21 protein-coding genes are annotated in these 21,677 nt (G+C 59.3%); 8 read left to right on the top strand and 13 right to left on the bottom strand.

Annotated elements, in window-relative coordinates:
- Window positions 1–61: 61 nt before the first annotated feature.
- Entirely contained in the window at window positions 62–823 is a 762-nt protein-coding gene (locus tag I9184_RS13195) for an ABC transporter permease (RefSeq protein WP_171635104.1), read from the bottom strand.
- Complete coding sequence (locus I9184_RS13200) at window positions 820–1,749, bottom strand: ABC transporter ATP-binding protein (protein ID WP_209834741.1); 930 nt, start codon at window positions 1,747–1,749, stop codon at window positions 820–822. The genes I9184_RS13195 and I9184_RS13200 overlap by 4 nt, the downstream gene beginning before the upstream one ends.
- Window positions 1,750–1,914: 165 nt before the next feature.
- Here I9184_RS13200 and I9184_RS13205 point away from each other — a divergent pair, with 165 nt between their 5' ends.
- On the top strand, window positions 1,915–3,009 hold the full coding sequence (locus I9184_RS13205; protein WP_209834742.1) for a CaiB/BaiF CoA-transferase family protein: 1,095 nt from the start codon (window positions 1,915–1,917) through the stop codon (window positions 3,007–3,009).
- 80 nt (window positions 3,010–3,089) lie between these two features.
- Here I9184_RS13205 and hemE read toward each other — a convergent pair whose 3' ends face one another.
- A complete protein-coding gene (gene hemE / locus I9184_RS13210; RefSeq protein WP_171635110.1) occupies window positions 3,090–4,124 on the bottom strand; it encodes a uroporphyrinogen decarboxylase in 1,035 nt (344 codons plus the stop codon).
- 106 nt (window positions 4,125–4,230) lie between these two features.
- On the opposite strand from hemE, the gene hemC reads away from it, so the two are divergent.
- The gene (gene hemC / locus I9184_RS13215; protein ID WP_171724322.1) at window positions 4,231–5,196 is read left to right on the top strand and encodes a hydroxymethylbilane synthase; all 966 of its coding nucleotides are present in this window, start codon (window positions 4,231–4,233) and stop codon (window positions 5,194–5,196) included.
- Window positions 5,197–5,434: 238 nt separating this feature from the next.
- Here hemC and I9184_RS13220 read toward each other — a convergent pair whose 3' ends face one another.
- From I9184_RS13220 to I9184_RS13250, 7 genes are read right to left on the bottom strand one after another with little or no spacing between them, the layout of a single operon-like run.
- A complete protein-coding gene (locus tag I9184_RS13220) occupies window positions 5,435–6,706 on the bottom strand; it encodes an aminotransferase class III-fold pyridoxal phosphate-dependent enzyme (RefSeq protein ID WP_209834743.1) in 1,272 nt (423 codons plus the stop codon).
- A gap of 1 nt (window position 6,707) precedes the next feature.
- The gene (locus tag I9184_RS13225) at window positions 6,708–7,811 is read right to left on the bottom strand and encodes an enolase C-terminal domain-like protein (RefSeq protein ID WP_209834744.1); all 1,104 of its coding nucleotides are present in this window, start codon (window positions 7,809–7,811) and stop codon (window positions 6,708–6,710) included.
- Entirely contained in the window at window positions 7,808–8,914 is a 1,107-nt protein-coding gene (locus I9184_RS13230) for an enolase C-terminal domain-like protein (RefSeq protein ID WP_209834745.1), read from the bottom strand. Before I9184_RS13230 ends, I9184_RS13225 begins: the two co-directional genes overlap by 4 nt.
- Window positions 8,911–9,213: a hypothetical protein gene (locus tag I9184_RS13235; RefSeq protein ID WP_245218117.1), complete on the bottom strand. Its 303-nt coding sequence runs from the start codon at window positions 9,211–9,213 to the stop codon at window positions 8,911–8,913. Before I9184_RS13235 ends, I9184_RS13230 begins: the two co-directional genes overlap by 4 nt.
- Window positions 9,210–9,788, bottom strand: coding sequence for a dimethylsulfonioproprionate lyase family protein (locus I9184_RS13240; RefSeq protein ID WP_209834746.1), 579 nt, complete (start codon window positions 9,786–9,788; stop codon window positions 9,210–9,212). Before I9184_RS13240 ends, I9184_RS13235 begins: the two co-directional genes overlap by 4 nt.
- A complete protein-coding gene (locus tag I9184_RS13245; protein WP_245218118.1) occupies window positions 9,785–10,867 on the bottom strand; it encodes an alcohol dehydrogenase family protein in 1,083 nt (360 codons plus the stop codon). The genes I9184_RS13240 and I9184_RS13245 overlap by 4 nt, the downstream gene beginning before the upstream one ends.
- On the bottom strand, window positions 10,867–13,320 hold the full coding sequence (locus tag I9184_RS13250) for an FAD-dependent oxidoreductase (protein ID WP_209834747.1): 2,454 nt from the start codon (window positions 13,318–13,320) through the stop codon (window positions 10,867–10,869). The genes I9184_RS13245 and I9184_RS13250 overlap by 1 nt, the downstream gene beginning before the upstream one ends.
- A gap of 68 nt (window positions 13,321–13,388) precedes the next feature.
- On the opposite strand from I9184_RS13250, the gene I9184_RS13255 reads away from it, so the two are divergent.
- From I9184_RS13255 to I9184_RS13275, 5 genes are read left to right on the top strand one after another with little or no spacing between them, the layout of a single operon-like run.
- Complete coding sequence (locus I9184_RS13255; protein WP_209834748.1) at window positions 13,389–14,276, top strand: MurR/RpiR family transcriptional regulator; 888 nt, start codon at window positions 13,389–13,391, stop codon at window positions 14,274–14,276.
- Window positions 14,273–15,361 carry an aromatic ring-hydroxylating dioxygenase subunit alpha gene (locus I9184_RS13260; protein WP_209834749.1) on the top strand — a complete coding sequence of 363 codons (1,089 nt, stop codon included), beginning with the start codon at window positions 14,273–14,275 and terminating at the stop codon, window positions 15,359–15,361. Before I9184_RS13255 ends, I9184_RS13260 begins: the two co-directional genes overlap by 4 nt.
- Window positions 15,362–15,380: 19 nt before the next feature.
- Window positions 15,381–16,217 (top strand): hypothetical protein, encoded by an 837-nt coding sequence (locus tag I9184_RS13265; protein WP_171635125.1) that lies wholly within the window; start codon window positions 15,381–15,383, stop codon window positions 16,215–16,217.
- Window positions 16,218–16,219: 2 nt separating this feature from the next.
- Window positions 16,220–16,960, top strand: a complete 741-nt coding sequence (locus tag I9184_RS13270) for a sulfotransferase family protein (protein ID WP_209834750.1) — start codon at window positions 16,220–16,222, stop codon at window positions 16,958–16,960.
- 17 nt (window positions 16,961–16,977) lie between these two features.
- Window positions 16,978–17,361, top strand: a complete 384-nt coding sequence (locus tag I9184_RS13275; protein WP_152456719.1) for a carboxymuconolactone decarboxylase family protein — start codon at window positions 16,978–16,980, stop codon at window positions 17,359–17,361.
- Between the two features lie 7 nt (window positions 17,362–17,368).
- Here I9184_RS13275 and I9184_RS13280 read toward each other — a convergent pair whose 3' ends face one another.
- Together I9184_RS13280 and I9184_RS13285 are read right to left on the bottom strand one after the other, a co-directional pair.
- A complete protein-coding gene (locus I9184_RS13280; protein WP_209834752.1) occupies window positions 17,369–18,988 on the bottom strand; it encodes a hypothetical protein in 1,620 nt (539 codons plus the stop codon).
- A gap of 33 nt (window positions 18,989–19,021) precedes the next feature.
- On the bottom strand, window positions 19,022–19,333 hold the full coding sequence (locus I9184_RS13285) for a hypothetical protein (RefSeq protein WP_152456717.1): 312 nt from the start codon (window positions 19,331–19,333) through the stop codon (window positions 19,022–19,024).
- Window positions 19,334–19,401: 68 nt separating this feature from the next.
- Between I9184_RS13285 and I9184_RS13290 the strand changes: the two genes are divergently transcribed.
- A complete protein-coding gene (locus tag I9184_RS13290) occupies window positions 19,402–20,343 on the top strand; it encodes a YcaO-like family protein (protein ID WP_209834754.1) in 942 nt (313 codons plus the stop codon).
- A gap of 7 nt (window positions 20,344–20,350) precedes the next feature.
- On the opposite strand, the gene I9184_RS13295 is transcribed toward I9184_RS13290, so the two are convergent.
- Window positions 20,351–21,598 carry a hypothetical protein gene (locus I9184_RS13295; protein WP_209834756.1) on the bottom strand — a complete coding sequence of 416 codons (1,248 nt, stop codon included), beginning with the start codon at window positions 21,596–21,598 and terminating at the stop codon, window positions 20,351–20,353.
- Window positions 21,599–21,677 lie beyond the last annotated feature (79 nt).

Here is a 21,677-nt window from a genome sequence, read left to right on the forward strand (position 1 = left end):
AAACGCGACGTGAACCAAATTCACACACCCGATGGGCAAAAATGCAACGCCTTGGCGAGGATCAACTGCGAATGCGCCAGCCGGTTTTAAATATCCAGCCTATGACGGCCAGGCACAGCCCTGTAAAAGCGACAATGGCAAGAAGACTGAAAACAATCGGCACATCTGCCAGCCCGTAAAAGGACCAGCGGAAACCCGAAATCAGATAGACCACGGGATTGAACAGCGTGATGGTCTGCCACAATGGCGGCAGCATCGAGATTGAATAAAACGTGCCCCCCAGAAAGATCAGTGGCGTTACCACCAACTGCGGCACCAGTGACATCTGCTCGAAATTGCTGGCCCAGATGCCGATGATGAATCCGAGCAACGAAAAGCTAAGACAGGACAGGATCAGAAACGCGGCCATGGCGAATGGATGCTCGATCCGAATATCGACGAAAAACGTCGCGGTGAACAATATCACCAACCCCACGAACAACGCCTTGGTTGCGGCGGCACCGACATATCCGATCACGATCTCGATGAAATTGACCGGAGCGGATAACAGCTCGTAGATGGTGCCCAGAAACTTGGGGAAGTAAATTCCGAACGACGCGTTCGAAATCGACAGCATCACCACCGACAACATGATCAGCCCCGGCACGATGAACGCACCGTATGAAACGCCCTCGACCTCTTGGATACGGCTGCCGATGGCGGTGCCAAACACCACGAAGTAAAGCGACGTGGACAGAACCGGCGACAGAAAGCTCTGTGCCAGAGTGCGAAAGAAACGGGCCATTTCGAACCGGTAGATGGCAGCGATCGCGGTCCAGTTCATGCGGCCTCTCCCGATACCAGATTGACAAAAATCTCTTCCAGGCTTGATTGTCTGGTCTGCACGTCGCGCAACACCAACCCGGCCTCGGACACGTCATTCAGCAAGGTCGTTATGCCGGTACGATCCGCATGGGTATCGTAGGTATAGATCAGACAATCACCCGCGCCGTTGAGGGCCAGATTGTGGCTGACCAGATTATCGGGAATCCGATCGATGGGCTCGGTCAGCATGACTTCGATCTGCTTTTTTCCCATCTGCGACATGAGTGTGTCTTTGTCCTGCACCAGCAAAAGCTCACCCTTGTCGATGACGCCGACACGATCCGCAATCGCTTCTGCTTCTTCAATGTAATGGGTGGTCAGAATGATGGTGACACCGTCCCGTTTCAGTTCCGCCACAAGCTCCCACATGTCCTTGCGCAACTCGACATCCACTCCGGCAGTCGGCTCGTCCAGAAAAAGCACACGGGGTTCATGGGCCAGGGCCTTGGCGATCAGCACCCTCCGCTTCATGCCGCCGGACAATTCCTTGATTGCGTTGTTGCGCTTGTCCCACAGGGACAGCTTGCGCAGAATCTCTTCGATCCGCGCGTTGTCCTTGCCAAGTCCGAACAGCCCGCGTGACAGTCGAACCGTGTTCCAGACCTTTTCAAACGGTTCCAACGCGATCTCTTGCGGTACAAGCCCTATCATCCTGCGCGCTGCGCGATAATCGGACTGGGTGTCATGTCCGCCAACCGTGACCACCCCCGAGGTCGGAGTCGTTATTCCACAAATCGTCGAAATCAGGGTCGTCTTTCCGGCCCCATTTGGCCCCAGAAGCGCAAGTATCTCACCCTCTTCAATATCCAGAGACACACCTTTCAGCGCCTCGAACCCATCCGCGTAAGACTTGCGAAGATCTTTGATGGACAAAATGGTCGTCATATCCGTTCCCCGTTCCGACCGAGACCCTATCGCGCCGAACCAGCCTGTAACAGGTCAATTTCGCACAACGTGCCGCGCATTCTGTAATGGTTGTCAGAACCATGCTCAATTCCAACTTGCAATCCGTCAACCCACCCGCAAACTCTGCCACAACGGAGGGCGCCGATGCTGAATGGAATACGCATAGTCGAAATAGAAGGACTGGGCCCCGGCCCGTTTGCCGCCATGCAGCTAGCTGATCTGGGCGCCGACGTCATCACGATCCACCGCAAAGGCCAGGCAGTAACACCGGGCATGCCCGACCGCTCGCTTCTGGACCGCGGCAAACGATCGATTGCGCTTGATCTGAAGGATCCCGAAGATCTGGCGACCGCCCGTCGCCTGATTGACACGGCAGATGCACTGATCGAAGGCTTTCGCCCCGGCGTGATGGAGAAGCTGGGTCTTGGCCCGGATCTTTGCCTGACCCGCAACCCAAAATTGATATATGGCCGCATGACCGGCTGGGGGCAGGATGGTCCGCTGGCCGACACGGCAGGACATGACCTGAATTACATCGCCTTGTCCGGTGCGCTCTGGTACGCCTCTCTCCCGGATCAGCCGCCTCAAACCCCTGCAACCTTGGTCGGCGATATCGGCGGAGGCGCCATGTACCTTGTCGCGGGCATCCTGGCAGGTTTGATCAACGCGCAAAGAACCGGGAAAGGCACCGTGGTCGACGCCGCCATCTACGACGGCTCGGCCCATATGATGAACCTTCTGATGACCATGCGCCAAACCGGAAACCTGTCTGAAACCCGCGGCCAAAGCCTGTTGGACGGCCCGCATTGGAGCCGAACCTACACCTGCGCGGACGGCGGATTTGTTTCGGTCCAATGCCTCGAACCAAAATTCTACGCCCGATTTCTTGAAATCCTGGGCCTGTCCCGGGACCCGGCGTTCCAACAACAGTACACCCGCAAGCTCTGGCCCGACCTGACCCGGCGCCTGGCCGAGATCTTCTCATCCTGGCCGCGCGACCACTGGGCCAAACTGTTCGACGGATCAGATGCCTGCGTCGCCCCGGTACTCAGCCCCGACGAGGCCACAGCCCATCCGATGAATGCAGCCCGTCAATCCTGGCGCCAGACAGACGGCACCCTACAGGCCGCCGCCGCCCCACGCTTCTCCACACACCAGTGGCAACCAAAGCCCAGCCCTGCCCGCGGCCAGCACACAACCGAGATCCTGAATGAACTCCAAGCCCCAGAAAGCACCTGACACACTCTTCATCTGGCCAGAAATATCCCGGGGGTGAATTGGCCAGCGGCCAAGAGGGGGCTGGCCCCCTCCCATGCGTTCTACCCGCCGCGCACCGTGTCGATCATCAGCTGAACATTGTCCGGGTCGGCATCCGGAGTGATCCCATGGCCGAGGTTGAAAATATGCGGCCCCTTGGAAAAGGCGCGCACGATGCGCCGAGTCTCATCCACCAGCGCCTGACCGCCAGTAACCATGTGCGACGATGCCAGATTGCCTTGCACACAGCCATCAATCTGCACGTTCTTAGCCGCCCATTCGGGCGACACGGAATTGTCCAGCGCCACGCAATCCACGCCGGTCGACCTTGCAAACCTGACATACCCGTCGCCTGCTTCCCGCGGAAATCCAATCACGGGGATGCCAGGATGACGTTCCTTGATGGCCTGCGTAATCACCCGGCACGGCTCCACCGCGTATTTGCGGAAAGCTTCGCCCGTCAAAGACCCCGCCCAACTGTCAAATATCTTGACCACCTCGGCTCCGGCGTCGATCTGAGCGGACAGATATTCAATCGTTGCCGCCGTTATGCGGTCCAACAGCGCCTCGAACAAAGCGGTATCACCTTCGCGCAACGCATGCGCGGGACCCTGATCCGGCGTGCCGCGCCCTGCAATCATGTAGGTGGCCACAGTCCACGGCGCACCTGCAAATCCGATCAAGGTGGTTTCCGACGGCAATTCCCGCGAAAGAATGCGCACCGTCTCGTAAACCGGTGACAGTGTCTCGTGAATCGCGTCAACAGGCTTCAACGCATCAAACTCGGCCTGCTGCGTGATGGTGGACAAACGCGGCCCTTCACCTGTCACGAACCAAAGGTCAGCCCCCAGCGCCTGTGGCACAAGAAGGATGTCGGCAAACAGGATCGCCGCATCGAACCCATATCGCCGAATTGGCTGCAAGGTAACTTCTGCTGCCAATTCAGGATTGTAGCACAGTGACAGGAAATCCCCGGCCTGAGCACGTGTGGCCCGGTATTCCGGCAAATACCGACCCGCCTGACGCATCATCCAGATCGGCGGCACATCCTGTACTTCGCCCGCCAGCGCCCGCAGCAGCTTCTTTGTCTCGGCCATGTTTGTCCCCAGCATTCAGGTTTTGGCAACGGGTCGTCCTTCGGCGGCAATTTGTCAAGCTCAGCCCCCATTGTCAGGGCAATGTGACGCGACTAAAGCTGTGCACATGACTTTGACCCTGCCCACCCCCGCATCGCCCCTCAGAATCGGCACTCGTGGCTCGCCGCTGGCTCTGGCTCAGGCCTATGAAACGCGCCAACGCCTGAGCGATGCCTTTGATCTGCCACAGGATGCGTTCGAAATCGTAGTGATCAAGACGACCGGTGACAATCGCGCCATGATCGACGCGGATCGACCGCTGAAGGAAATCGGCAACAAGGGCCTGTTCACCAAGGAAATCGAAGAGGCGATGCTGCGCGCCGAGATCGACATCGCCGTGCATTCAACAAAGGACATGCCCGTTGAACAACCCGAAGGGCTGGTCCTGGATACGTTCCTGCCGCGCGAGGATGTGCGCGACGCCTTCATATCTCCGCGATTGGGCTCGATCCACGATCTGCCCGAAGGCGCCGTTGTGGGCACCTCGTCTTTGCGGCGGCGGGCGCAGCTGCTGAACCGGAGGCCGGATCTGAAAGTGGTCGAGTTTCGTGGAAACGTGCAGACACGGCTGAAAAAGCTTGAAGACGGGGTTGCCGATTGCACGTTTCTGGCAATGGCAGGCATTCGCCGTTTGGGAATGGAAGAGGTTCCGGCCAGCGCCATTTCCCCTGACGACATGCTGCCAGCGATCGCGCAGGGCACCATCGGCATCGAACGGCGCTGCGACGACATGCGCGCAGCCGAAATGCTGGACGCGATTCATCACACCGAAACGGGATGGCGCCTGGCGGCAGAACGCACATTGCTGGCCGCGCTGGACGGGTCCTGCGAAACCCCGATCGCCGGTCTTGCCGAACTGGACGGCGACAAACTCAGGCTGCGAGGCGAAGTGCTGCGCCCGGACGGAACGGAAACCGCCAGCAGGGATATGACCGGCCCCGTCGAGGATGGGCCTGAGATGGCCCGCGCGATGGCGGCTGAACTGCTTGAACAGGCGGGACCTGATCTATTCGATTGGAAAAATTCACAATAAGTTTTCCTAGTGTGAACTTGATCACTGTAGAAGGCGGCGCGATCAGGCATTAATCTGACATACCGAAGAGGAAGTCGGGTCAGTCTCGAAAGTATCGAAAAGTTTTCAGATTGCCGGTGTTTTAATCAGTATTCGAGGGGGCGAGGCTAACCCCCGGCTTCCAAAGGTAGCGGGTCGCTGTTGAGTTCAACGGCGACCCGTTTACGTTGTGCCGGATTGCGTTGTGCCAGACCCGCGTTCAGGAAATCGCTTCAACGGCGTGACGTACGGCCTCTCTGGTCTGTTCCAGATCCGCTTCGGTAACCGCCAGAGACGGGTACAGTTTGCCCGGAGCCTTGAAGACCCCATGCGCCCGCAAGGTTGCATTGTACGTGGCATTGCGCTGCGGATCATCATGGTTTGCGCTGCGATAGTCCCGACATTCGGCCTTGGTGAAATAAACGTCGAACAAAGTCTCGTCACCGCAGATGCGATGGACGATGCCGGCCTCATTCAAAGCGTCCGATTGCATCTGTTGCAGCTGCTTCCCAATCGCTCGCAGGTGTTCATAGGTGCCGTCGCGCCGCAAAACCTCCATCGTCTTCAGCCCCGCCGCTGAGGCGACGGGATTGCCGGACAAAGTGCCCAACTGCATCAGCCAGCCCTGTTCTCCGACTTTCGATTTGTCGAAATGCTTCATGATCTCGGTGCTGGCACCCAATGCCGCCAGAGGGAAACCACCACCGGTGATCTTGCCAAGCGTACAGATATCCGGGGTCACGCCATATCGCTCTTGTGCGCCGCCATAAGCCAGACGGAACCCGGTGACGATCTCATCAAATATCAGCAGCACACCAGATTTGTCGCACAAGGTCCGCAAGCCCTGCAAAAACCCCGGCTCGGGCGGGATGATCCGCTGCAAGGGTTCGACCATGATCGCAGCGACATCATCATGTTCGTCCAGCAGCGCCGCCACCGCGTCAAGATCATTGAATGGCGCGATCAGCATCTGCTCGGCCACGCTTTGGGGGATACCGGCACTGTCGGGAACGGCCTGCGGGAAATTGACCCGGCGGCTGGGGGCCAGGCTCATCTGCGCCTCGGCGCTCATGCCGTGATACCCCCCTTCGAACTTGAGGATCTTGTCGCGCCCGGTATAGGCGCGCGCCAGCCGCATGGCGTACATGTCTGCTTCGCCCCCAGAGGCCACGAAACGCACCTGCTCGCAACAGGGGACGGCTTCGATGATGGCCTCGGCCAGTTCGATGCCCTTGCTGTTGTTGGCGAAGAAGGTCATGCCTTTGGGCAGTTGCTCCAGCACCGCTTCCATCACCTCGGGGTGGCCATGGCCCAGTAGCATCGGGCCGGACCCGATCAGATAGTCGATATATTCGTTCCCGTCCTCGTCCGAGACATGGCTGCCCTCGCCTCGGGCAATGATGATGCCCGGATCGAAGTTGCCGAAACCGCCAGCTGGCAGAACCTCTTTTGCGCGTGCTATCCACTCGGACTGTGTCTGGATCTTCAGCATCTCAATCAATCTCCAAAATCGGGGCGCCAAGAATTTCGAGGTCAGGTGTCACACCTAAACCCGGGCCTTCGGGCGGTGCAATCCGGCCGTTTTCACGGTTTGGTGCGTCGGGGCACAGGCGCGGAGCAACGTAAGAGGACAAGTCGCAAGTGTTCATCAGCGATCCATGCGGGGTCGAAGCCGCAAAATGCAGCGAGGCCGCCGTTACGATATCCGATCCCCAGGTGCATTCTGCACAAATCTCGGCACCCAGCTGCACGGTCAGATCGCGTGCACGGCGCATTGCCGAAAGACCGCCGAATTTCGACAGTTTCAGCGCCACCGCGTCCATGCAACCCAACTCATGCGCCCGCATCAGCGATGCAAGATCAAAGGCGTTTTCGTCGATCTTCATTGGCAGACCCGTCGACTGACGAACAGCGGCGCAGTCTTCCAGCGTCTTGCAGGGCTGTTCCAGCATCACATCCAGATGCGCCACCGCGCGCCCGGTTCGCGTTGCCTGAAGGCGCGATGCGCCGCAGTTCCAGTCGCCATACACAAGCGGTCCGGTTCCCACGGCTTCGCGCACTTTGATCAGCCGCTCGGTATCGGCTTGCCAATCACCCTCGACACCCAGCTTGACCTGGAATTGCCGAATGCCCGTCTGAAAGGCTGCCTTGGCGATGCGCGCCATTTCGTCCGGCGCGATACATGTGATCGAATGATAAAGTGGCATATTTGCCCGCGTCCGCCCGCCCAGCAACGCGTAAACCGGCACCCCCGCCGCGCGGCCGAACAGATCCCACAACGCAATGTCGACGATCGATTTCGCGTAGCTGTGGCCTTGCAGAAATCCGTCCAGCTTTCGCATCGGTGCGTCAACCCCAATTGGCGAAATCCCGAGAATCTCGGGACCCATTTCAGCGATGGCCCCCGGTACTCCATTTGCATAGGCGGGCAGATAATGCGGGATCGGACAGACCTCGCCCCAACCTGTCAGACCTGTATCCGTCTCAAGACGCAGGATATGAGACGTCACGGTCGCGCAGGTCTTGCCGCCGGCCATGTGATAGGTTTCATGGCTGGTCAGATCGACGGACCAGAGTGTTATCTTGTCAATTCTCAAGCATATTCTCCTACTGGATCACCCAATGCAGCTTCGTCCGGATGCACGCCCAGCCCCGGCGCTTCGGGCAGATGCAGATGGCCATCGACGTTACGGGGCCCTCGACCACCTGCAACATCAACCGTGATCATGTCCTGACAGGCCCAAACCGCGTGGCAATGGTCATCCGGGATCGTGGCGGCCAGATGCAGCGCTTCGGTATCGGCCAGAACCGTTCCACCGGTGGCCATCACGAACATGTCTATCCCATGGGCCAGCGCGATATCGCGCATCCGCGCGGCCTTGGTCAGGCCACCCACGCGATTCAGCTTGATCCCGAATATCTGGGCCAGACCATCGTGGGCAATCCGGACGGCATCCTGCAAGGTCATAAGGGACTCGTCCACAGATACTGGGGATGCATGAAGCCTTGAGATCGCCGCGATATCATCCAGTGTTTCGCAGGGTTGCTCGAACATCACGTTCAGGTCCTCGCAGGTGCTCATCACCCGCAAGGCCTGCTGGCGCGTCCAGCCACGGTTGACATCATACAGAACAATCTCTCCGGGCTGCCGGATGCTTTCCACATCCCGCACACGCGCAATGTCCCGCTCGACGTCACCGCCGATCTTCACCGAATGCGCGATATAGCCGCGCTCGCGATATCGCTCCATGACCTCGCGTGTTTCCTCGACGGTTTTTGCCCCGACCGAGGACGCAATCGGGCGCGGTGTACGCGATCCGCCGCCCATCAGATCGGCAATCGGCAAGCCCGCCGCCTGACCGGTAATATCCCAGCAGGCCATGTCTATGGGGCTTTTAGCATAGAGATGTCCGGGCAAGGCTAGATCCATGGCCCGTTCCACGTCCAGCACGCGCCGCGGATCAAGCCCCAGGATGAAGGGGGCCATCGTTTCGATCCCGGCCCGGATGCCCGGCCCGTGCGCGGGTACATAGGTGTGCCCCCAGGGCGTGCCCTCGCCCCAGCCAACCAGACCGGTATCGGTTTCGAGCCTGACCAGCGTCGCATCAAGCGTTTCGAACTTCAGGCGCCCCCCGGAAAGCCAATAGGGATGCTCGAGCGGCAAATCGACCTGAAAAACGGTAATCGTTTCAATCTTCATAGAGCATACTCCGCCACGGGTGCGCCGAGGCTTTCAAAATCGGGGGTTACACCCAATCCCGGCGTATTGGTTGTATAAAGCTTTCCGTCTTTAACGACAGGACCTCCGACGCCCGTAGATCGCGTGTTGTAGTTCATCAGATCCGTGGTGTTCTGCAGGTATTCAGGCGGGGTCGACGCCGCAAAATGGGCGACAACCGATGCGATGGCCGTTTCAATCGCGTTTCCCGCACCCCAGGCATAGGTGCCGCCGACATAGGGAAGCCCGGTCTGGTAAATTCGGATGCGGGTGATTTTCATGCGGCGTCCATTCTGGGCAGGTCGCCCATCCCTTCGCCTCGCCACAGGACAAAGGTCAGGATCGGTTGGTCCATCGTTGTCATGGCGTGGCTTTGCCAGCTTTTGTGCTGTCGTGTCTGGTGCGGGCCGACGAAGGTTTCATCCTCGTTGCTGCGAAAAACTGCTCCACCCGCAAGGGTCAGATACAGCTCTTCCGCCTGATGGCTGTGCCAGTCATAGTCCAGACCAGCGCCCCAATATCCAACGTAGCCGCGCAATTGGGTCGAGTGGAAATGCCCGGTCGGTCCGAGCAGTTCGTAATACCCGTACCGATTCAGGAAATCCGCACCGACTTCCTCTTCGGTGTATGTGTGTTTCCATTGCGCCAGATGCGCGCTGGCCTTGATCGCCGCGACCAGATCACGGGTTGGCGCCACGCCATCAAGGCCAAAATCGCCCACCAGATCGGTCGCCGGAATGTGAGCAGGCTGCAAACCCGTCGGTGTCAGATCGTCCGGCCATGATGCAAACGCGGCAAGGTCACGATGCGCCTGATGCAATTGGCGGGCCGCCTCGAGAACATCATCCAACGTCATGGTACCACCACGATGTTGCCGGTATGCTGTTTGGCGATGAACGCCGCTTGCGCGTCCCGCAACTCCTCCAAAGGATAGGTTGCGGCCAGAGCCGGCTTGATTTCACCGGCTTCAATATATGTCACGAGGTTCTTCATGACCTCCGGTCCGATCACGGTCGAACCGGTGAAGGTCAGATCGCGCAGATAGAACGTCCGCAGGTCAAGTTCGACCATCGGACCTGCAATGGCCCCCGAACAGGTGTAGCGCCCGCCGCGCTCCAGTACGTCGATCAGGTTCGGCCAGTAAGGGCCACCTACCACATCGGCGACCACGGTGATCTTCTCGTCGCCCAGCACCGACCGCAGATCTTCAGGTGTGCGGGGCAATATCACATCTGGGCCAAGATCGGCCACGTCGGCGTGTTTGGATTCGGATGCCATCGCAATCACACGCGCGCCACGGCGTTTGGCCAATTGAACCAAAGCACCACCCACCCCGCCAGAGGCACCGGGTACAAGAACGGTGTCTTTTTCCGTCACGTTGGCACGGGACAGCATTCCTTCGGCGGTAGAATAGGAACAGGAGAATGTGGCCAGTTCGGCATCCGACAGATCCGAAGTGATCGGCACCGCATTGACCGCCAGAGTCGTGGTATATTCGGCGAACCCGCCATCGCGTTCCGAACCGAAGTACCCTGTCTTGTTCATGTTGCCGGGATCAGCCGGATCTCGCAGCCAGCCATCCGTGATGACACGCTCGCCTATACGAGCGCTGTCCACGCCCTCGCCAACGGCCACGATACGGCCGCAGACATCTGCGCCCTGAATGCGCGGGAAGGTGATCGGGTTGCCGCCCCATGTCGGGTCTTCTTCACCGACTTCCTCGAATGCGCCACCGGTGGTCGCATCCGTTACGGTCTTGGAATACCAGCCGGACCGCGTATTGACGTCGGTATTGTTCAGGCCGCAGGCTGCGACCCTGATCAGAACTTCACCAGCCGCGGGTTCTGGACGCGGCCAGTCTTCCTGCATCACCATCTGTTCCAGACCACCATGGCCCATTGTGACCATGGCTCTCATCGTATCGGGCAGGCTCATCAAGCGGTCTCCAGTATGGCGTCACTGCGGGGCAGCAAACTGTCGGGGTCGTAGGCAGGTTTGTCCAGAACACGGGCGGTACGGGGTTGGCCATGGATCACGACCTCCAGCTGTGTCCCGGCCTTGGCCGCTTCGGGCTTGAGGTATGCAAAGGCCAGAATCTTACCGACGGTGTGGCCATACGCGACCGACGCCGTGGACCCGACGACGCGCCCGTCCAGCAGCACCGCCTCTCCGCCATGCCCATCAATCTCTCCATCCGGTTCAATTGAAAGATAGGCACAGATCCAGGGCAGATCGGTGTTGAGCGTCTTGTCCTTGCCCAGATAATCCTTGTCGGTGCGCGCAAAACGCAGCACGTCGGCCTCGGCCAGAGTGACCTCGTTGGTCAACTCGCCCGCGCCTTTGAAGCCCTTCTCCATTCGCATCACGTTCATGGCAAAGCTGCCGTAGTCGGTGATGCCATACGCCTCACCTGCCGCCCAAAGCGCGTTGTAGACGTCGAGGCAGGCAGCGTTGGGCATGTGCAGTTCCCAGCCCAGTTCCCCGGCATAGGACATGCGGAAGGCCCAGACCTTGTGACCGGCGATGGTGATTTCCTGCGCGGAAAGCCAGCGGAACCCGGCATTGGTCAGATCGGCATCGGTACAGCGCGCCAGCACATCCCGCGATCGAGGACCGTTCAGCGACAGGGCCGACCAGTCGGCAGACAGGGCAGTTACCTGCACATCCTCATCCGCGCGCTGCTGCGCCAGATGATCCAGCAGGCGCTGTTCGAAGAAGGCCGCACAAACCAGATAGAAGCGGTCGTCGGCCATGCGGACAATCGTGGTCTCCAATTCGATACGGCCGCGACGGTTCAGCATATGGGTCAGCGTGATCGAGCCGACCTTCTGCGGCATCCGGTTTGCGGTCAGCCGGTCAAGCAAGGTATAAGCCCCCGGCCCCGAAACCTCGACCTTGGTGAAAGCGGTGACGTCCATGATGCCGACGCTTTCACGAACGGCTTTGACCTCGGCCGCGACCATGTCGTCGGCAGGTGTGCGGCGGAAGGAATAATGGTCGCGCTGTTCCACCCCATCGCGGGCAAACCAGCGGGGGCGTTCGAAACCATACACTTCTTCATGCACCGCGCCCTTGGATTTCAGCAGCTCATGCAGCGGCGACGGCTTGATCGGTCGCCCGGCCAGACGGTTGAAATGTGGAAAGGGGATTTCATGGCGCAGGCAGTAGTCTTCTTCGGCCTTGATCACCTGCCAATCCTTGGTCGCATAGCTGCCGAACCGGCGCGGATCGAATTCGCGCATCGAGATATCGGCGGCACCATGCACCATCCACCGCGCCAGTTCGCGGGTCAGACCCGGCCCCCAGCCGATGCCGATCTGGGTCCCGCAACAGCACCAATAGTTCCGAACCCCCGGCGCTGGTCCGATCAGCGGATTGCCATCCGGCGGGTGCGAGATCGCCCCGTGCACGTCGCGCTGAATACCGAGTTCGGCAAAGATCGGCATCCGGTTCAGGCTTTCCTCAAGCCACGGCATCACCCGGTCGTAATCCGCGTCGAACAACCAGTTTTCGTATTCCCACGGGCAGTGATCATGCCAGACCGAGTTCGGGTTCTCTTTTTCGTAAATCCCGATCAGACCGCGCTGCTGCTCCATCCGGATATAGCCCGAGACCTTGCGGTCATCACGGATCACCGGCAGTTCGGTGTCCAGGTTCTGGAATTCAGGCACCGGCTCGGTCACGAAGTAATGGTGCGTCATCGAGGTCATCGGCAATTGCAGCCCCGACCATTCGCCCATCTGACGGGCATAAGTGCCGCCTGCGTTCACCACATGCTCGCAGGTGATGGTGCCCTGCTCGGTCTCAACCGCCCACTCGCCATTCTCGGCCTGCGTGATGTTGGTCGCGCGGCAGTTGCGGAAGATACGTAGGCCTTTCTGACGCGCACCGGTCGCCATCGCCATGGTCACGTTGGTTGGATCGACATGTCCGTCATCCGGTGTGTGCAACGCGCCTAAAACACCTTCGAGGTTGTAGAACGGGTGCAGTTCGGCCACCTTTTCGGGACCAACAAGCTCGATATTGAAACCCAGCGACCGACCAACCGACAGGGTGTGGCGCAGCCAGTCCATCTCATCCTCGGTATAGGCCAGACGGAACGAACCGCAGCCATGCCATGTGACGGGCTGGCCGGTTTCGGCCTCCAACTGACCAGAGTACAGGCCAATATTGTAATCCACGCATTTGCCCAGTCCAAAGCTGGACGTCGAATGCGTGATCTGCCCCGCTGCATGCCAAGTGCTGCCGCTGGTCAGCTCGGCCTTCTCCAGCAGGACGGTATCAGCGCCCCAGCCTTCATGCGCCAGATGATAGGCCAGACCGACCCCCATCACGCCGCCTCCGACAATGACCACACGGGCGTGTGACGGCAGTTCGTTCCCGGACATGATTTTTCCTCTTCCCGAGTCGCGTTTCTGCTCGACAGGCTAATTCCACAAATGTACCATCGTCAATCATGAATGACACAAATGTATCATCAACCGTTCTGGACCGCCTGAGCCAGGAGTGGGACGCCCTTACCCCCGAGGCGCAGAAAGCCGCGCGTTACGTTCTGGAAAACCCAACGGATGTTGGGGTTTCAACCGTGCGCGAGATTGCCGAGGCGGCCAAGGTGAAACCCAATACTTTCGTGCGCATGGCCCGGCAGGTGGGCTTCGAAGGGTACGAAGATTTCCGGGCCCCCTTCCGCGAATCGATTCGACGGGGCAACGTGTCGTTTCCAGACCGCGCGCGTTGGTTGCAGGACATTGGCAAGTCAGGGGAACTGGGTGGGCTTTATGCCGATATGGTGGGCGCGGCGATCCGCAATATCGAAGAAACCTTTGCCGGAATCGACGCTGCGACCCTGAAGGCCGCCGCCGAGGTTATCTGGAACTGCCGCCAGATCTTCACGCTGGGCGTTGGCGTCAACAACGCGAACGCGCGCAATTTCACCTATCTTGCGTCGACCGGGATGAAGCAGTTTCACGCCATTCCCCGCCCCGGCTCGAACCCGGTCGATGATCTGGCCTGGGCCGATGAGCAGGACGTACTGATCGCGATCACCTGCCACCCCTATCGCACCGAAGTCATCGAGGCGATCAAGCTGGCTCGGCAACAGGGTCTGACCGTCATCGGTATTTCCGACAGCCCGGCCAGCCCGGTGATCCTGAACGCCCACCACGGCTTTGTCGTCGCCGCCGACACGCCGCAGTTCTTTCCGTCATCCGTTTCGACGATTGCCTTGCTGGAAACGCTGCTGTCCTTCGTGATCGCAGTGTCCAGCGATGAGATCGTCGAGCGGGTGGAACGGTTTCACCAACGCAGACACCAACTTGGCCTCTACGCGGAGGAGCCCGAATGAACGCACCCCTGACCCACTCACTGGACGCGCGATACTATACCGACCCTGCGATTTTTGAGCAGGAAATGCAGGGGCTTCTGGCCCGAACGTGGCAGTTTGCGGGCCATATCGCGCAGGTCCGGGAAACGGGGGATTACTTTGCGTTTGAGATCGCCGGCCAGAACCTGTTCTGCATTCGCGGCCGCGACGGCGAAATCCGCACCTTCTATAACGTCTGCCAGCATCGCGCGCATGAAATGGTCACCGGCGCGGGCAACACGCGTGTCGTCGTCTGCCCCTACCACGCCTGGACTTATGAGCTGTCCGGTCACTTGCGCGCCGGACCCAACATCAAATCCGTCCCCGGGTTCGACCGCAGCGCTATTTGCCTGACCTCGGTGCGCACCGAAGTGTTCAACGGTTTCATTTTCGTCAACCTCGACGACAACGCCGCGCCAATGGATGAATGGTACCCCGGTGTGCGCGAGGAAATCCGCGCATTCGTCCCGCATATCGACGATCTGGAACCGCTGGAATGGGTCGAGATCCCCGAAAACTGCAACTGGAAGGTCAGTGTCGAGAACTACTCGGAATGCTACCATTGCCCGACCAACCACCCGACCTTTGCCGAAGGTGTGGTCAAGCCCGAAACCTATGACATTCAGCCGGACGCGGGCGGCGGCTACGTCCTGCGTCACACAACGGAATGCCAGAGCCTCGACAAGATGACCTATCCCATCGACCTGTCGGTACCGCACGCGGGCGCTTACCAATCGTGGTTCCTGTGGCCGATGTTCTCGTTTCAGTGTTATCCCGGCAACGTGCTGAACACCTATCACTGGCGCGCGGTTGATGCCGATCACTGCACCGTCTGGCGCGGCTGGTACACCGAGGGAGGCTCGGACAGTGCGGTTATCCGGCAACTGGCGGTCCAAGACCGCGAAACGACGGTCGAGGAAGACATCCGCCTTGTGGAATCCGTTCATCGCGGGCTCAAGTCGCGGGGCTATCGCCCCGGACCGCTTGTTCTGGATCCGGGCTGCGGGGTGATGTCGGAACATTCCATCGCGCGGCTTCAGCAATGGATGCGCGAGGCTGTGGATTAGTGGCCGAGGTAGCACGCTGATGCTGATGCCTGAAGTCTGGCGCCCGGAACACAAACTGTTCCCCCATCAGGTCGGGTTCACCTGCCCGCCGTTCGATTTTGACGCCGCGCCCTCGGATTTCCTGCGCATGTGCCCCGAAACGGTGGGCGTTCACGGGTGGATGCTGCATGTGCCAGACTACGTGCACGGGTTGGATCAGCGGAGACAGAACTTTGGCATGCTCGAAGACTTCGTGCACTGTATGTCTCGCAACGGTGTGGATGTCTGCGGTCAGGTCGGTTCGAATTGGGTCCATGCCTGCGGGCTGGGCGTGGAAGGCGTTCGGCAACACTGCGAAGGCCTGTCAGACAAATATGGCACCCGCTTTCACATGGCGGGATATGCCATGGTCGAGGCATTGCGTGACCTGAATGTCGAAAAGGTTGCCCTGAACGCCGCCTATCATTGGCCGGAATGGTGGCAGGGCACGGTCGGCTTCTTGAAAGAAGCCGGGTTTGATGTGGTCTGGGCCGGGAATTTCCACGATCAGGGCTGGTTCGACAGTCAGGAAGACGTCAATTCCTTTCGCTGGGTCTTTGACGGCGATCTGGCACTGAAAAGCTTTGAATATGTGGCCGACAAGGCACCTCGGGCCGAAGCGATCCTGATCAATGGCATGTGCAATTTCCGCACAGGTCCCGGTGGCTTGCCCCAGCGCCCGCTGCATCTGGCCGATACGCTTGAAGACACGCTGGGCAAACCGGTGATCGGCCACGACATCGCGCTTTACTGGCGCATCTTCAAATCCCTCGGTATCGCACCCGACAAACCGCACGGGCAATTGCTGAAACGTCTTGAGTTGTTCGAGAGGCCATAACCATGCACAAAATCCTCGCGCTCTGGGCCGTGCCCAGATCCACGTCAACCGCGTTCGAGTGGATGATGCGGCAACGCGGTGATCTCGACTGCCTGCACGAGCCTTTTGGCGAGGCGTGGTATCAGGGTGAAGACCCGCTTTGGCATCGGTTCCAACCGGGTGATGTGACAACACCGGGCCTGACACTGGACAGCGTGTGGCTGGACATTCAGCAGCGGGCGAAACGGGGGTCGGTCTTTCTCAAGGATTTTCCGCATTACATCAACCACATGTGGGATGCCGAGTTTCTGTCGCATTTCACCCACGCCTTCCTGATCCGGGACCCGGCCAAGACCATTACTTCGATGTACAAACAATGGCCGGACTTTGCCGAAGGCGAGGTTGGCTTTCCCGAACAGCGCGCGCTGTTCGATCTGTTGACGGCGTTGAACGGAACTCCGCCGCCAGTCATTGACAGCGATGACCTGCTGGAAGACCCACATGGCATGACCCAGGCCTTCTGTGACGCGGTGGGAATCCCATTCATTCAGGAGGCGCTGACATGGGAACCGGGCGGTGATCCGTCCGCCCTCAGCTGGTGGGACGGCGGGTCGTTCCATGGCAACCTGGCGAAATCGACCGGGCTTGCGCCGCAGACACGCACGCATATCGACATCGCGGACGCGCCAGACCGTGTGAAACAGGTGCACCGCAGGATGAAACCGCATTACGATCACCTTTACAAACACCGCCTGACACACTGACACACCGGAGACCCGCAATGGCCGACATTTTCGACGAAGACCTGTTTCTGAAAGGACTGGAGCAAAGGAAGAACACGCTGGGCGCAGAGTATGTGGAAAAAAACCTTGCTGCCGCCGACGACTTCACCCGCCCGTTTCAAGAAGCCATGACGGCCTGGTGCTGGGGGTTTGGCTGGGGCGACGACGTGATCGACGCCAAGACCCGGTCGATGATGAACCTGTCGATGATCGGTGCGCTGGGCAAGATGCATGAATGGGAAATCCACTGCCGGGGCGCTATCAACAACGGGGTTTCAAAGGAAGAAATCCGCGCCATCATCCACGTGGTCGGGATATATTGCGGTGTTCCTCAGGCGCTGGAGTGTTTTCGCGTGGCCCGCAAGGTGCTGGAAGAAACCTGACGACCCGTCACAGACCAGCCGCCGACAACAGCCGCACGCCTTTCTCGTAGTGTTGCCGGTTCTTGAAACAGCCGGGCCAGGCCCAGCGTTCGGCCGTAAAGCCCGGCTGCAATTCCAGAATCCGCCGGGCATGTCGACGCGCCAGGGAATGGTTCCCGGCGGCGGCGGACAGCATGCACAGCACGACCCTGGGGCGAACGCGTCCGGGGTCAACCCGCAACACGTTATGGGCATGCTGCCACGCGGCCTTGTCCCCGGTTATCATCATTGCGATTGCCAGATTTGCTTCGATCCAAATGGGCGGATGCGGCGTCAACGCCAACGCTTTCTTGCAGACCAAAACGCCTTCTTCGGCCCGGTCATCATACACCAACAGGATGCCGTAATATCCCAACAGTTCCGGGCTTCCGCTGAAACGTTCCACGACGGCAAGCATCAAGCTGCAAGCCTCTGACGTGTTGCCGGCAACACTGTGGGTAAAAGCATGGAGGGCCGAGCAATACGGGTCAGTCGGGTTCAGAGTGCGCAACTGTTTGCATTCGGCCTCGACCATTGCCAGCGTCTCGGCCGGGTTTGCATCCATGCCCAGGCGGATCATGTCCAAATGACAGAAACCGATCGCCACACGGGCCGGCAGGTATCCGGGGTCAAACTCGAGACAGGCGCGGTATTGACGGATGGCATCCTGCAACCCGTCTTCCGTTGCCTGACTTTCCAATATGCGCGCTTTCTGGAACGCAGACCAGGCCTCGGTCGAAGTGGCACGACCAGACCAGATTTCTGACCAATACCCGTCACGCAATCGCAGTTGGAGCGCCTCGACAACCTTCATGGCGATTTCTTCGACCGCGTCGAATGTTTCCTTCGCACGAAAGCGGAACCGCTGTGTCCAAAGGCACACCTGATCCGCGGTTGACGTCAATTGAGCGGCCACCCGCAGACCTTCCGCGCCAACCACGCTGCCGCTGAGAACATAACCTTCAACCGCGCCTTCCTGCCTGCGCGCGTCACGCAGTTCGATCACGTCGGACATTGTGCCCAGAAGAAACATGAGTTCGTCTCGTATGGAGGAGGCAGCAATGCTGATATCCGGCGTTTCCCCGACAACCTCAAAAGGCTCAACCACAACCGCTGGACGCAAGCGCCCCCAATGCACCGGCAAACCGCGGCCAACCAGAACCGGTCCGTCTGAGTCTGTATCGATGTCCCAATAGGCCTGCCGTTCAACCGTCAGCCACGCCTCGAACTCGGGGTCGGCAACGTCCAACCCTTCAAGCAATTCAGCCCGATCGGAACTAAGCTGCTCGTCAAACAGATCAACCTCGACAGCTGTCAGATTGATCGACACCGTTTCACGTGTGACTTCAAGAAAATCAAGTTTGTGCTTGGAAAAGTGCTTGCTGAGAACACTCAGCTCTTTGCGCAGCGACGCCGCGCCTTGTGCGGGCGAACTCTCGCTCCAGAGCTTGTCCTGCAACCAAGCCCTGCTGCGTATCGCGTTTTTTGACAGAAGCACCAAAGCAAGAAGAGCTTTCGCTTTGGTGCCCCGAGGCGTCACATCCTGACCGTCGTCACGGATAATCTGAAACGGTCCGGTCAAAAAAACCTTGGTTATTGCCTCAGTCACTTACAGCCCTCAAGAAACGTTCGGGGGTTGTCGTTAACCGCTGCATCCAAATATGACGATACCACCCATCGCTTCATAGGCCAGTTTGCAGCACCATGACTCGTGATCGGGGTTCGGATCCGGCTTTTTGTCACTCAGGTCCGGAACAACGATATGAACCAGATCCTTGGTATCATAGACAAACCTGACCTCAGGGTTACCACTGTCCGCGAGGATTTCTTGAATTTTGCGTTCCGCCGCGTCCTGATCATCTTGCGACCCCAGCGCACGGCCGCGCGCGGCATTCAGAACTTCGCACCCCAAGTCTTTCAACGAGTAATTCGGGTTGATTGCCAAACGAGCCATGTAAAATCTCCTTCTCAAACAACAATGCCCGCTTGTATACCCCGTTATATGCTTATCCGGAAATGAAAATGACCGACACGTTGATTGAACGCGCTGAAACTGCTCGGCTAATTTCCAAACCCTCGTTTGCCGAATTCCCCAAAGCTGCGCCGATCCACGCGGCTTTTCGCTTGATCGAGCTGCGCGACGGAACTCTGCCGCCCAAGGGCGGGATGGGCCATCGCGTGTCTTTCGGCACCGGCCGCACACCGGAAGAGGCGGCGCGGCTGGCCGGGTTCGAAGCGATTGAGCGCTATGCCTTGCAATACAGTGCCGAAGCACCACAAACCCGCAAAAGCCTGATTGCGTCGGATGGCGCATCCCATGTGATGCCAAACGACGCGCTTGCACTGGGTGTTCCGGGCAGTGACGGAAAGGTCACTTCGAAAGGTGCCGCGGCTGGCTCGACACATGAAGCCGCTGCGCTGTGGGCGGCGCTGGAGTGTTTGGAACACGCTCTTGGATCGCAGGGGTTTGACCACCTGGCGCCGGACACGGTCCTGCCCCGTGATTTGACGCAGTGGCTGCACGTCCAGCTGCGGCAACTGAGCCTTCACATCCTCGAAGTTCCGGGCATCGGCCTTCTGCTGCGCGCGGTCTGCGAAGATGCGGATGGCGGCAGGCCGACCTACGGATCGGCGCTTTCCGCAAATCTGGCGCAGGGCGTCTGGCACGCAGCATCCGAGGCGGTGGTGTCCTGGCGCAACATGGTGATGCTTGAACACAACGGTGTAACGGATCACGGCATGGATGCCGAACAGGCCCGTCTGCTCCGGCTTTATCGTGGCGCGCAGAATGACCGGCCTGTTGCTCCGACGCGGTTGTACGACGTGCAGGCGTGGGACAGCCCGAACCCGTCGCTGACGACGGTATTGACAGCGGCAAGCCGCGCCCTCGGTCGTCCGGTTGCGGTTTTTGACATGACGGCACCTGAAATTCCCCTTCCGGTGGTCAAAGCCGTAGCAGTTTGAGCACCTGTCAGGATCCGTCTCTGCGAAAGCGTGTCGTGTCGCCGTTGGTCTTTGCCTTGCAACGGTCCGCGAATTCCAAAAGCTGCCTGCAACGTTCGGTCTCGGGCAGGCTGCGGACAACCCGCCCCGGATCAACATGCGGAATTTCAACAAATTCGACACGGGTGATCACGCGCGGCCTGGCGGCAACTGTGATCATCGGTCCGACCTCGATCAGGCTGGCCAGAGCATAGCCCGAGACAGGGCGCGCCGAAGCGCCTGTTCCCAGCGTGATATCATCCAGAAACCGGGGATCGTCGTCGGCAGGTCCGAATTCAAGTCGCATGTGCATTCCCGGCGCACCGCGCCTGAACCGGACCCAGCCCCGAGGCACCCCGCCCGCACCCACAAACAGTTCTGATGTATGGAATGCCTGAATATACAGCCCAAGCGGATCTGAGAATGCCATCGCCCGGCCCGCAGGTGACTTGCCACAGTTCCCCGCGGCCAGTTCAAGCGTATCGCTCACCAGGCGGATCCCTGCATGCCCGCAGTACAGATCCTGCCGGTTCGCGAAATCAAGAACTTCTTCAAGCCGGGCGCGCCGCCTGCTCTCGCCGTCCTTCACGAGATACGGGAAGGAAGAAAAATACATGGTCTGGATCAGATCGGTCAAACGGTTCGTGCCCTTGGCCAGAAACAGGGCATGCTGGATATTCAACGGATGTTCCGGCGGATGCGCGTCATCATTGCCCACCAGCCTTTTGTGAAAGCGGGCCGCACGCTCGGACACATCCATCGATGTCCATACCGACCGTGAGACTTCAAGCAGGTCCGTGCAGGAGTAGAAGCGCCCGGTCACCGATGCGACCACCGACAGGAAGTGATCTAGATCGAACACCGCCATGAACTGCCACCACTCCACAAACTCGGTAGTGGCCACAAAACGCTTCGGGCGCAGTCTGCCACCGGCATCGGGTCGCATTACCAACGTGTATTCAAGATATTCATTGTGCAGCTCAACCCTGCCGGGCCAGCCTTGGTCACACACGCGCGCCGCCAGCTCATCGCCCAGACAGTCCCGCGGTTCCCGGGGATCGGCGCGCCATCTGAACCCATTCGAAGGCTGGCCCGCCTCTATGTCACGCGGATCCATGACCAAAAACGGGCTGACACCTTGCACGTCGAATATTTTCTGAATGCTTGAATTCCACGCTGACCGGGTGGCTTCGTTCACGCCTTGATCAGCAAGTCCCGGCGATTGGAATACAGACATCAAAGAACACCGTTGGGCTTCAGAGACACTAGAATGGAAAGTCAGAGGTCGATGCCCGCAGGGTTTCAATTCCGAAAGG

This window comes from Ruegeria sp. HKCCE3926 (genome assembly GCF_017872515.1).
Classification (GTDB): domain Bacteria; phylum Pseudomonadota; class Alphaproteobacteria; order Rhodobacterales; family Rhodobacteraceae; genus Ruegeria.

Excerpts from the sequence above, each read along its gene's own strand:
- I9184_RS13285 (WP_152456717.1), bottom strand. The coding sequence starts at position 19,333 with ATGGCTCGTTTGGCAATCAACCCGAATTACTCGTTGAAAGACTTGGGG.
- I9184_RS13220 (WP_209834743.1), bottom strand. The coding sequence starts at position 6,706 with ATGCTGAAGATCCAGACACAGTCCGAGTGGATAGCACGCGCAAAAGAG.
- I9184_RS13245 (WP_245218118.1), bottom strand. The coding sequence starts at position 10,867 with ATGAGCCTGCCCGATACGATGAGAGCCATGGTCACAATGGGCCATGGT.
- I9184_RS13275 (WP_152456719.1), top strand. The coding sequence starts at position 16,978 with ATGGCCGACATTTTCGACGAAGACCTGTTTCTGAAAGGACTGGAGCAA.
- I9184_RS13205 (WP_209834742.1), top strand. The coding sequence starts at position 1,915 with ATGCTGAATGGAATACGCATAGTCGAAATAGAAGGACTGGGCCCCGGC.
- hemC (WP_171724322.1), top strand. The coding sequence starts at position 4,231 with ATGACTTTGACCCTGCCCACCCCCGCATCGCCCCTCAGAATCGGCACT.
- hemE (WP_171635110.1), bottom strand. The coding sequence starts at position 4,124 with ATGGCCGAGACAAAGAAGCTGCTGCGGGCGCTGGCGGGCGAAGTACAG.
- I9184_RS13260 (WP_209834749.1), top strand. The coding sequence starts at position 14,273 with ATGAACGCACCCCTGACCCACTCACTGGACGCGCGATACTATACCGAC.
- I9184_RS13230 (WP_209834745.1), bottom strand. The coding sequence starts at position 8,914 with ATGAAGATTGAAACGATTACCGTTTTTCAGGTCGATTTGCCGCTCGAG.
- I9184_RS13295 (WP_209834756.1), bottom strand. The coding sequence starts at position 21,598 with ATGTCTGTATTCCAATCGCCGGGACTTGCTGATCAAGGCGTGAACGAA.
- I9184_RS13250 (WP_209834747.1), bottom strand. The coding sequence starts at position 13,320 with ATGTCCGGGAACGAACTGCCGTCACACGCCCGTGTGGTCATTGTCGGA.
- I9184_RS13290 (WP_209834754.1), top strand. The coding sequence starts at position 19,402 with ATGACCGACACGTTGATTGAACGCGCTGAAACTGCTCGGCTAATTTCC.
- I9184_RS13240 (WP_209834746.1), bottom strand. The coding sequence starts at position 9,788 with ATGACGTTGGATGATGTTCTCGAGGCGGCCCGCCAATTGCATCAGGCG.
- I9184_RS13195 (WP_171635104.1), bottom strand. The coding sequence starts at position 823 with ATGAACTGGACCGCGATCGCTGCCATCTACCGGTTCGAAATGGCCCGT.
- I9184_RS13200 (WP_209834741.1), bottom strand. The coding sequence starts at position 1,749 with ATGACGACCATTTTGTCCATCAAAGATCTTCGCAAGTCTTACGCGGAT.
- I9184_RS13235 (WP_245218117.1), bottom strand. The coding sequence starts at position 9,213 with ATGAAAATCACCCGCATCCGAATTTACCAGACCGGGCTTCCCTATGTC.
- I9184_RS13265 (WP_171635125.1), top strand. The coding sequence starts at position 15,381 with ATGCTGATGCCTGAAGTCTGGCGCCCGGAACACAAACTGTTCCCCCAT.
- I9184_RS13270 (WP_209834750.1), top strand. The coding sequence starts at position 16,220 with ATGCACAAAATCCTCGCGCTCTGGGCCGTGCCCAGATCCACGTCAACC.
- I9184_RS13255 (WP_209834748.1), top strand. The coding sequence starts at position 13,389 with ATGAATGACACAAATGTATCATCAACCGTTCTGGACCGCCTGAGCCAG.